12 protein-coding genes are annotated in these 9,436 nt (G+C 69.5%); 4 read left to right on the top strand and 8 right to left on the bottom strand.

Annotated elements, in window-relative coordinates; translation table 11 throughout:
* Window positions 1-149 precede the first annotated feature (149 nt).
* From Q1K26_RS26060 to Q1K26_RS26095, 8 genes are all read right to left on the bottom strand, one after another.
* On the bottom strand, window positions 150-1,520 hold the full coding sequence (locus Q1K26_RS26060) for a site-specific integrase (RefSeq protein WP_300018592.1): 1,371 nt from the start codon (window positions 1,518-1,520) through the stop codon (window positions 150-152).
* Window positions 1,517-2,287, bottom strand: a complete 771-nt coding sequence (locus tag Q1K26_RS26065; RefSeq protein WP_300018595.1) for a recombinase family protein — start codon at window positions 2,285-2,287, stop codon at window positions 1,517-1,519. The genes Q1K26_RS26060 and Q1K26_RS26065 overlap by 4 nt, the downstream gene beginning before the upstream one ends.
* Complete coding sequence (locus Q1K26_RS26070; protein ID WP_300018598.1) at window positions 2,284-2,520, bottom strand: hypothetical protein; 237 nt, start codon at window positions 2,518-2,520, stop codon at window positions 2,284-2,286. Before Q1K26_RS26070 ends, Q1K26_RS26065 begins: the two co-directional genes overlap by 4 nt.
* A gap of 94 nt (window positions 2,521-2,614) precedes the next feature.
* Complete coding sequence (locus Q1K26_RS26075; protein ID WP_300018601.1) at window positions 2,615-3,256, bottom strand: hypothetical protein; 642 nt, start codon at window positions 3,254-3,256, stop codon at window positions 2,615-2,617.
* On the bottom strand, window positions 3,253-3,714 hold the full coding sequence (locus tag Q1K26_RS26080) for a hypothetical protein (protein WP_300018604.1): 462 nt from the start codon (window positions 3,712-3,714) through the stop codon (window positions 3,253-3,255). The genes Q1K26_RS26075 and Q1K26_RS26080 overlap by 4 nt, the downstream gene beginning before the upstream one ends.
* A 177-nt stretch (window positions 3,715-3,891) precedes the next feature.
* The gene (locus tag Q1K26_RS26085; protein WP_300018607.1) at window positions 3,892-5,070 is read right to left on the bottom strand and encodes an AAA family ATPase; all 1,179 of its coding nucleotides are present in this window, start codon (window positions 5,068-5,070) and stop codon (window positions 3,892-3,894) included.
* Window positions 5,071-5,266: 196 nt separating this feature from the next.
* Window positions 5,267-6,067, bottom strand: coding sequence for a toprim domain-containing protein (locus tag Q1K26_RS26090; RefSeq protein ID WP_300018610.1), 801 nt, complete (start codon window positions 6,065-6,067; stop codon window positions 5,267-5,269).
* Window positions 6,064-6,258 carry a DNA-binding protein gene (locus tag Q1K26_RS26095; protein WP_300018612.1) on the bottom strand — a complete coding sequence of 65 codons (195 nt, stop codon included), beginning with the start codon at window positions 6,256-6,258 and terminating at the stop codon, window positions 6,064-6,066. The genes Q1K26_RS26090 and Q1K26_RS26095 overlap by 4 nt, the downstream gene beginning before the upstream one ends.
* Before the next feature lie 406 nt (window positions 6,259-6,664).
* On the opposite strand from Q1K26_RS26095, the gene Q1K26_RS26100 reads away from it, so the two are divergent.
* The 4 genes from Q1K26_RS26100 to Q1K26_RS26115 all read left to right on the top strand — a co-directional run bounded on the left by Q1K26_RS26100 (window position 6,665) and on the right by Q1K26_RS26115 (window position 9,284).
* Window positions 6,665-6,901, top strand: coding sequence for a hypothetical protein (locus Q1K26_RS26100; protein WP_300018615.1), 237 nt, complete (start codon window positions 6,665-6,667; stop codon window positions 6,899-6,901).
* A gap of 148 nt (window positions 6,902-7,049) precedes the next feature.
* Window positions 7,050-8,162: a hypothetical protein gene (locus Q1K26_RS26105; protein ID WP_300018617.1), complete on the top strand. Its 1,113-nt coding sequence runs from the start codon at window positions 7,050-7,052 to the stop codon at window positions 8,160-8,162.
* Between the two features lie 356 nt (window positions 8,163-8,518).
* The gene (locus Q1K26_RS26110) at window positions 8,519-8,947 is read left to right on the top strand and encodes a hypothetical protein (RefSeq protein WP_300018619.1); all 429 of its coding nucleotides are present in this window, start codon (window positions 8,519-8,521) and stop codon (window positions 8,945-8,947) included.
* Window positions 8,948-9,056: 109 nt separating this feature from the next.
* Window positions 9,057-9,284, top strand: a complete 228-nt coding sequence (locus Q1K26_RS26115) for a hypothetical protein (RefSeq protein WP_300018621.1) — start codon at window positions 9,057-9,059, stop codon at window positions 9,282-9,284.
* The last annotated feature ends 152 nt before the right edge of the window (window positions 9,285-9,436 follow it).

The raw sequence follows: 9,436 nt of genomic DNA on the forward strand, positions 1-9,436 counted from the left end.
CCGGTGACCGCCTTCTCGACGGGCCGGGGCTCTCGGGCCGGGAGCGGCATGCTCCGTGGGCGGGCGGGCGTCGGTAACGGGGTGCAGTCGGGCTGCGACTTCACGTGGCGCCCCGCCGTCAAACCCCCTCCGATGGCGGGGCGCCCCCGCTACCCCGCAGACCTCCGCCGGAACGCGATCACGTTCCCGTTCGGTGCGGCGGTCGGCGTGGGCGCCGGGGCGGACGGCCGGGCGAGCGGGACGGCCTTGCCGCCTTCGTCCTCGGGGATGTAGTCGCCGTAGATCGTCAGCGTCGTCACGAAGCTCTCGTGTCCGAGCCACTTCGACACCTGCATGTAGTGCGCCCCGGAGGTCAGGGAGAGCACGGCGAAGGTGTGGCGGAGGTCGTGGAGCCGGACGCCGCGCACGGCGGCTACCTCCGTTCCGTCCTCTTCGGACCGCGCGGGCGTCGAGACCGGGAGCCCGGCCGCCGCGAACGCAGGCATCAGGTAGTGGGCGTAGAACGTCCCCGGTTCGAGCGGCGCGGCCCAGTTGAACGTGTCGGGTGCCTCCGCCACCTTCCGCAGCATCCCGACCGCGTTGCGGCCGTAGCGCGCCGGGAACAGCGGGGCCGTCGGTTCGTCGGCGCGTGCGTGGGTGTCGAGGTACGCCCGGAGGTCGTCCGCCAACCATCCGTCGAGCGGCACCACCCGGCGACTCTTGCGGCTCTTCGGCGTCCCCGTCTCCCACCCGCCGCGCACCTTCCGCTTCGTGCGGCGGACGGAGATGGAGGGGGAGGGGGTCTCCAGAGTGACGTCCCTGATCTCCAAGCCGGCCAGCTCTGCGGCGCGGAGCCCGGTGTACGCGAGGAACAGCACCACGAGCCCGTAGAGCGGGACGCGCGCGCGGATGGACTCGGCGACGGCGCCGACCTGGTCGCCGGACAGCGGGTGCGGGGTGAACGGTTCGTCGTCGCCGGTGGCGGAGCGGCGGAGGTTCGGGACCGACGCGGCGGGGTTGGCCGGGATCGCGCCGTCGGTGAGCGCGACGTCGAGGACGCGCCGGAACACGTCGAACACCTGCTTCACGGTCGACCGGGCGAGCCCCCGCTTCACGAGCCCGGCGCGGAACCTCCGGGCGTCGGCGGTCGTGACGGAGCCGATCGGGCGCGTCCCGAACTCGGGGGCCACGTACGTCCGGTACAGCCGCCCGTACTCGGCGAGCGTCCGCGCCTTCACCATCCCCGTCAGCGAGTCCAGCCACGCCGCCGCGAACGTCCCGAACGGCTCCAACTTCGCCTCCCGCCCGACGACCGTGCCGGTGGCGGCGCGCTGGTTCTCGATCTCCCGGCGCCGGGCGTCGGCCGCGTCGAACGTCGGGTACGTCTCCGACCGGGAGCGCTTGCGTATGGCGCCGTCGGCGGTGCGCTCGGGCTGCCCCGTGTGCGGGTCGCGCAACGTCTCCTCCCACCGGAGCTTGAACGTCTTCAGCGGCTTCCCCTCGCGGCGGGCCGTCCTGTGGGTCGTGGTGTGGATCTTCATGCCGACGCCTTCCGGGTGCGAGGGGTGGGGGTGGTCTGTCGTGCCGACGTGTAGATGCGGCGGACCGTCGACTCCTGCCACGAGGGGCGGCCGGACGGGGAAAGCACGCCACGTTCGGTGAGGTCCCGGGCGATGGCGCCGAAGCTCTCGCCTGCGTCGCGGGCGCGGACGATCCGGCGGGCGACCGACGTCGGCACGAGCCGTGGCCGGCCAAGCTTCACGCCGCGCGCCTTCGCGGCGCCCATCGCTTCGCAGGTGCGGATCGAGATCAGCTCCCGCTCCAACTCCGCGAACACGGCCATCGTCTGTGCGAGGGCGCGGCCCTGCGGGGTCGAGAGGTCCATGCCCAGGTCGAGCACGACCAGGTTCCAGCCCTGCGCGCGGGCGGCTTCCATGATGTCGGCGGCGTGGACGACGGAGCGCGCGAGCCGGTCCAGCTTCGCAACCACGAGCCCGTCAGCGAGCCCGGCCGACAGGTCGTCGAGCGCGGACCGCAGCGCCGGGTTGACGCGCTTCCCGGACTTGCCCCGGTCGGCCACGATCTCCAGGTCCCAGCCCCGGCGGCTGGCTTCCTCGCGCAGCGCGGCCTCCTGCGCGTCGAGACCAAGCCCGGACTCCGCCTGCCCCGCCGTCGAGACGCGGACGTACCCGATCATCACCGGCCGGGCGGCCCCGTCCTGCGCCCCCTGCGTGCCGCTCCCTGCCGAACGGCGCCGGGAGGCGCCCCGGGTACCCCCGGGAAGGGAGCGAGCCGTACGGGCGGTCATCGAGCGTCCGCCGTCTCGATGCGGCGGGCGAACGTCGAGCCCGCGACGTAGCGGCGCGCGTCGGCTCCGGCGAACTCGACGCAGACGACCTCCCCGGGGAACTCGGGCACGGGGTAGGTGGCGACGGCGGTCACCTCGCACCACGCCGGGCCGGTCAGCCCGACCCGCAGCACGAGGTCCCCGGGACGGAGGTCTTCGGCTCGCACGGTCTCGGCATCCAATGTGGACTTCATCGGAGGTCTCCTCTGTCAGGCGTAAGGCGTAGCGGGCGGATTACGCCTACCGTAGTTGATCATGCTTGCTCCCGCTAGCATGGAGCAAGCGCAGCTAGGAGCCGCTGTAGAGGTCTCCCATGCGCGTCCCCGGCCACTCCGTCTTGCCATAGGCGAACTCGCCGTGGTCGGGGAACTCGCGTTGCCCCGGGGCCGGGCGCGGCACGAACCCGCCCCGGACGGCGTGTGCGTCGGGGTCGCGCGCGGCCTGCTCCCGGGAGGCGGCCGCGACCTGCTCCGCCCGGGACATCGCGCGCTGCTCCTGTTCCTCGCGGTACGCGGGCGGAGGTCCGGCCGGGAGCTTCGGGGTGCGTCCCTTCCGCGTCCTCTTCGGACTGTCGCCGTTGCCGGCCACGACGGAGTCAGCCCCGGCGGTGTTCTGGTACTCCCGGAAGGCGGCTTCCTCGGCGCGGCGCGCGGCGGCTTCCTCGGCTTCCCGTTGCTCGACGGCCGGGCGGCACGAGCCGCAGTGCCGGGGGTACCGGGGCAACTTGCGCTCGATCAGCACGGCCAGCTTCGGCAGGTACCCGTCGCACTCGGCGCAGTGGACGCGGCCGGTCTCCGGGTCGGGCGCGTTGTCGCGGTAGACCTCCGTGCACCAGGTGCACCACGTGGCCCGGGTACACGGCGCCCCGTCCTCGCACGCGCGGCACCGGCGCCCGCACGAGGCGCACGCATGGGGGGAGGGCGTACTCATGCCGTCCGCCCGTCGTCCCACTCGGCGAAGTCGGTGGAGACGATCTCCCCTTCCACGACCGTCGGGCCGTCGATCGCGCCACGGTCGATGCCGTCGAAGATCTGTTCGTACTTCTTCATGTCGTGGACCACGTCGAGCGCCTGGCGCGGGGACAGGCCCGCGCGGTCGAGCGCATCACGGATCGCTGCGAGGCGCGTCTCAGGCTTCATCGTCGTGTCCTCCGCGATACCCAAGAGCAGCGCCGCCATGCGGTCCGCCGCGTTCTCCAGTCGCGCCTTGGCGGCTCGTTTCACGTGTCCCGCCGCGCCGCCGTGGTGTCGACAGACCGTGGCGCCCAGGATCGACGGCCGCTGGCATCGGTCGCCGTTCTTCTTGTGTCCCCGGCACCTCCGCTCTTCCGGCATATTGGCGTGTTTGGGGTTGTTGATCGGTACCATTGTCCTTAGCTTTTCATCCACCGATGTGCTCCTTGTCGATTCGTCGCGGCGGGCGCAGGGGCTAGGTGCCCCGCTCTCTCAACCGAGGGGTTCTGGGGGAACTGGGGGTGCCTAGGCTGGTCGGACCCAGATTCCCCCAGAACCCCCTAGAACCCCCCACTTACCCCTAGATATACCTATTGAGGGAGGTAGGGAGTTCTACTTATGTCGCGCCGTCGTTGGCAACACCCACTCCCAGTAACTCGTGATCCCTTTCTCGCCATAGACCCGCTTGGTCTCGACCTTGGCGTGCAGTCGCGCCGCGTGAACCGTCTTGTCGCTGACGCCTGTCTCCTCGCGAACCTGCTTGATGGCCTTCGTGCTTGGCATCGGCCCATCGGCGAGAATCTCCAGTAGCACCCGCACAGCCTCATCGCGCTCCGGAGCGCGCTTCCGGGCGTCCGGTCGCGCTCGATCCGCTCCGACTACTTGGTCGGCCGATATCGTCACTGATCCGTGCCAGGCGACAACGGCCACGTCGTTGTTGGACGGCGCCGGTTCGAGCGAGTAGCTCACCGCATCCGGATCGGGACCAAGGTTGCCTTTCGTGCTCGCGAGAACGTGACGCGGGTACTCGTCTATGTCTTCTTCGTCCTGCATGCTCAGCGGCTGCCGTCCGGCCACGATTACCGACCGCGTCAGCGCAGTGAAGGCGATGGAGCCCCCGCCCCGACTCTTCGCGTCCATCCCGGCCGCCTTGTTCAAGTGGCGCACCAGCACGATCGCGGCGCCGGTCTCCGCCGCGACTTCGACGAGATAGCCCAGCGCCCGACGGTTGGAGCTGTCGCTGCCTGCTCGAACGCGCTCCGACATGAACGCTGCGATCGGGTCAATGATCACGAGCTTGGCTTGCGTCTCGCGGATCGCGTCGCGGAGCCTGTTGACGTCGTCAGGGACGATCCATGGAATCGTGATCCCGTCGTCATCCCGCTCGACACGCATCCGGTGGATGCGTTCAAGATCCGCACCGTTGGCGATCAGCCGCGGCACCACCGTGTCGGCCGCGTCATCTTCGATTCCAACGAGAATCACATCCGACGGCGGCAGGTGTTGATCCGATCTCGGGTCGTGGGTCCCTCGGATAGTCGTCGCGGGGAACGGCTCACCGAGCGTCGTGAAGCAGGTCCACTCCAACGTCATCGTCGACTTTCCTACGTCTGGTTCGCCTTCCAGGATCGTGAGTTTGCCTAGCGGGATCCACGGCCACCATAGAAACTGGACGGACTTTGGCTTGATGTTGGCGAACGACTCGGTGAGGCGCGGCTTCTTGCGATTAGTGGCGGCCCGGCGCCTTCGACGCGGAGTAGCGGCCGGTTGGTTTTCGGGGGTAGGATTCATGTTGAGGCGTCCTTCGGTCTCAGCTCTGCAGCGAGCAGCGGTTACGAGGGCCGCGCCACTTCTTCCGAAATGGTGGCGCGGCTCCCCGCACTACGGAACGCTTCCGATCGCCCCGTTCAGATCAGCTACCAACTATAGATTGTTCGTAGCTTTATGCGCTAATGCGCGTGAATGGTTTGAATGCATTCGCGCCCCGCTACCGGCGGTCGGCGGGCGGTTCCTCGGGAGCCCCGTAGACCCATCCCTGCTTGCCTCTCGCGGCCGTTGCGGCTGCGGCGGCCCGGAGGTCTGCCCTCGGGACGCGCACGAGGTCCCGGAGCCCGTAGCCCGCTGCGGCGTGGTCGGCGAGATCGGCCCCGATCCACTGCTTGGAGGGCGGCAGGCACGCCACGTCGCACTCGCACCGCACGTCGAGTCCACACCCTCCCCCTCCACCGAGCACGGCATCCGCCGCGCGCACGACGTGGAGCTGACTGGGGTTCAGGCCGACCGCGCGGAGCAGCCGGTACCGGCGCGCGGCGCACGCGAGTCCGGCGTCATCGCGGTCCGCCACGATCAGGACCCGCGTGCCCGCGCGGCGGGCCTTTCGAGTTGCGAGCGGCGCGAAGTGGGCGGCCTGTTCGTCGGTGGCCTTGCCCGCTCCGGCGAAGTGCGTTGTGGCCGGCACCCCGTAGGCGCGGCGGGCAGCGTCCGCGTCCTTCTCGCCCTCGGCCCAAACGATCACCGGGGGGAGGGTGTCGAGCGCGTAGCGCAGGGGACCGGCGTTGTAGAGGCAGTCCCGAAACGGCACGCCGAACTCGGACGGGTGGCCGCTGAGGTTGGCGCGGCGGTTGAACGGCTGTGCCGGGTTCGGCACCTCCCAGTAGAACGTCCGGCGCCGGTCCGGGTCGCCGGTGACGTCCGCGCGCACGACGTAGAAGCGGGGCGCGCGGCCGGAGGGGTTCCCGGCCGGGGAGTCGAAGGCGTATCGGCGGAAGTTGGTCAGCGTGCCGTTCATGCCGACTCGGTCAGCGAAGCGAGCCAGCGGTCAACTTCCGCGCGGTCGAAGTAGACCCGCCCGCGCTCGAAGCCGGACGGCCGTTCGCCGCGCAACTCGCCACGCTTGTAGGCGCCCTTGATAATGTCGCGTGTGTAGCCGGAGTATTCCTGGACTGCCTCTACGGGCAGCATCTCACGCCTGCGGGACATTGCTTCTCCTCGGAACACGGATAGCCACGAGCGCGACATATCCCAGCGGTGGGTTCTGTCGCTGCTCGGCCTGATCCGCGCCGGTGTAGTGGGGCGCGTTGCGCCTTGACCGGCTCACTCGGCCGCTTACGTCCCTCGCGCTCCGACAGGGCGAGAGAACAGCGGTAGGTCGCTCTCCGTCGAGCGACGCTCTCATTACCGTACGCGCCCCGATCGGCGGCGTAAAGAGCGGTGACGCTAGGTGAGCGGTGAATAGACGCGGAGCGCGGCATGCAATAGACGCTCTCCGCGGCATTAGCAAGTTCGCGCAGCTCAGAGACGGTCTAGTAAGTCGAGTAGCTACCGGAAGTTGACCGTTTCGGCGTAAACTTGATCATGCCGATGAACGCGACCGAGAGGTACCAAGATGGCTGAGCCGAAGCTCACGATCAAGGAGGCGAGCGCCTACACGGGGATGCCCACAGGGACGATCTCCTACGCAGCGAAGTGCGACCCGCCGCGTCTGCGCTCCTTCAAGGCTGGACAGTTCGGACCATTCTGGTTCGAGAAGGCGGACCTGGATCGGTGGTTGTCCGAGATGGAGACCGCCCCCGCTCCCTCACCCACCAAGAAGCGCCGTCGCCGTGCCACGGCCGGGCGCTGAGAGGAAGTACGCGATGCAGACGACAACGCTCCCCGAATCGGAGTTCAACGGCGACGGGCGTCCGACCCGTTCGCCCGCTCCGCGTCCTACGACTGCCGCTGACGGCCGTTTCCGTGTCCTCGGATACCTCCGGGACGGAACGCCGATCGTGCCCATCTACGGGGCGGAGGGCGGCTACCACACCGCCGGGGACATCGTCCGCGAGACGATCGACGGCCGCGACATCAACGGCCTCTGGGACGAGTTCCAGGCGGTCTTGCAGATCGTCAACTCGCAGCGGACGACCATCACCAACCTGCTGTCCTTCCGCACCACCCGCTCCGCCGATCTCGTCGCTCAGTCCACTGAGGACAGCGGCTTCGACCTTGCGTCCGAGTTCGGTGTCCCGACTGCGCTCCGTCCGGAGCACCCGCTGATCAAGGTCGGCTTCAGCTTCCGCGACTACGACAAGGCGTCGCGCGCCACGTGGAGGTTCTTACGTGACGCGACGACGGAGCAGGTCCAGGCGACGCACCGGGCGGCGCTCTCGGCCGACAACAAGCTCACCACAGAGGCGATCCTGGCGCGGGTGCTCAACCCGACGCCGGGCGAGAACGAAGACGGCGTGCCGGCGTTCGGGCTGTACAACGGCGATGACATGGCCCCGCCGCGCTCCGGGTTCCAGACGTTCACCGCCGGACACGACCACTACCTGACATCGGAGAGCGACACGCTGGACGGCAAGGATCTGGACGACCTGGCTCGGCACGTCTCGCACCACGGCTACGGCTCGCTGCCGGGGACGCGGCTGCTGCTGTTCGTGAACCCGGAGGATCTGCCCGCCGTGGCGTCGATCCGGGCCGGGGACAACGGGGCCACCTACGACTTCATCACGTCGGAAGGGGCGCCTGCCTACTTGGCGACGGACACGCTCGTGGGCGACCGGCCGCCCGGGGAGTTCAACGGCCTCCGCATCGCGGGCTCCTACGGGGACGTGTGGATCGCACCCGTCGAGATGCTGCCGCCGGGCTACCTGATCATGGCGGCGACGGACGGCCCGAACGGCTCGCTCAACGCCGTCGGGTTCAGGGAACACCCCACCCCCGCCTTCCAGGGGCTGCGCCTCATGCCGGGCAACCAGAACGGCTACCCGCTCGTGGAGAGCTTCTACGCACGGGCGTTCGGCGTCGGAGTGCGGCACCGGGGCGCGGCGGCCGTCCTCCAGATCACGCCGTCCGCGCTCTACACGCCGCCCGCCGAGTTGGCCGGCGTGGTGCTGTAGCCGTGGGTCGGCGGAGGTGGAGCCCCGGGAAGCACCCGCGTGACGCGCGGGGGCGGTTCCGGCCGAAGTACGTCCGGGGCTCCGTCGCACGGCACACGGTAGTCGGGCGCGGCGGCAACTACGTCGGGGTGAAGACGGGTGCGGAGTTCGACTTCCGGAACGGCTCGGGGGTGCTCGTGAAGGGCATCGTCGGATACAGGCCACCCCCTCCCCGCAAGATCGCGCGGTAGCGCGCACTGACCCCCGCTCCGACCGGTTCGCGCGTCGCCGGTCGGTGCGGCGGCCAACCGCTCCGGTCCGCCCGTCCTCGGCTACGGGCGGGCCGGGGCACCCCACCGATCGAACTTGGAGGAACCATGAACCCGCGCGAAGAGCAGTACGAGGCAGCGATCAGCGAGGCACGGTCCATCGTGCAGGCCGCAGGCGCGGAGTGGTCGGCTCTCGCGTTTACCGATGAGGAACCGGCGCCGGAGAGCGTCCAGCAGTGGCGGTTCCGGTACGCGATGGAGCGGGATTTTCTGCGGAAGTGTCCCCACGGCAACAACTCGCAAGTGTTGACGATCTTCGGGTGCGAGCCGAACCGGGCGCACTGCCATGCGTGCGCGCATCGCCGCGCGGCGGAACTCGGGCGCGGCGCGAAGCTGCCGACGGTGACCTGCGACTTCTGCGGCGTGCACTTCCAGCGCGCGGCCGTCGGGACCGTCGCGTTCAACGTCGCGGCCGTCGTCGTGTGTGCGTCGATCTGCGTCGGGTGCCTCTCGGTACGCCCGACCGTGAACACGTAGGGGGTGGGGGTCATGCGCGGCGTGCTTATCGCTCTTCTTGTGCGAATCGCTGATGTGGCGATTCGGCTTGCGGAGCGGCTGAAAGGTCTAGAACCGATGGGAGATCGGAATGCCTAGGGACAGCGGCAAGAAGTACGGCGGCAACCTGAAGGAATGCGCCGAGTGCGGCCACTTGTACCGGCAGTGCAAGTGCGGGAACGACTACGAGAAGGGCCGCGACGCGGGCCGTGCGCAGGGCCGCCACGAGGGCTACCAAAAGGGCAAGCGCGACGCGGAGATGGGAGAGGGGCGGCGCACGCTGACCCGGACCGGCGAGAAGACATGGCGCATCCGATGAGGTACCGAAGCCAGGGGCCCGGCAAGGTCGCGCTCGACGGCATGTCTGCGGGGTGACACGCCGGTGATGGTGTAGGGCGGACACGGCAGCACGGGTGATCATCGCGGGTTCCTACGCCTGCACGATCACCTGGAGCACTGCCGTGTCCGCCT

The organism is Pseudonocardia sp. (genome assembly GCF_029263155.1).
Classification (GTDB): Bacteria; Actinomycetota; Actinomycetes; order Mycobacteriales; family Pseudonocardiaceae; genus Pseudonocardia.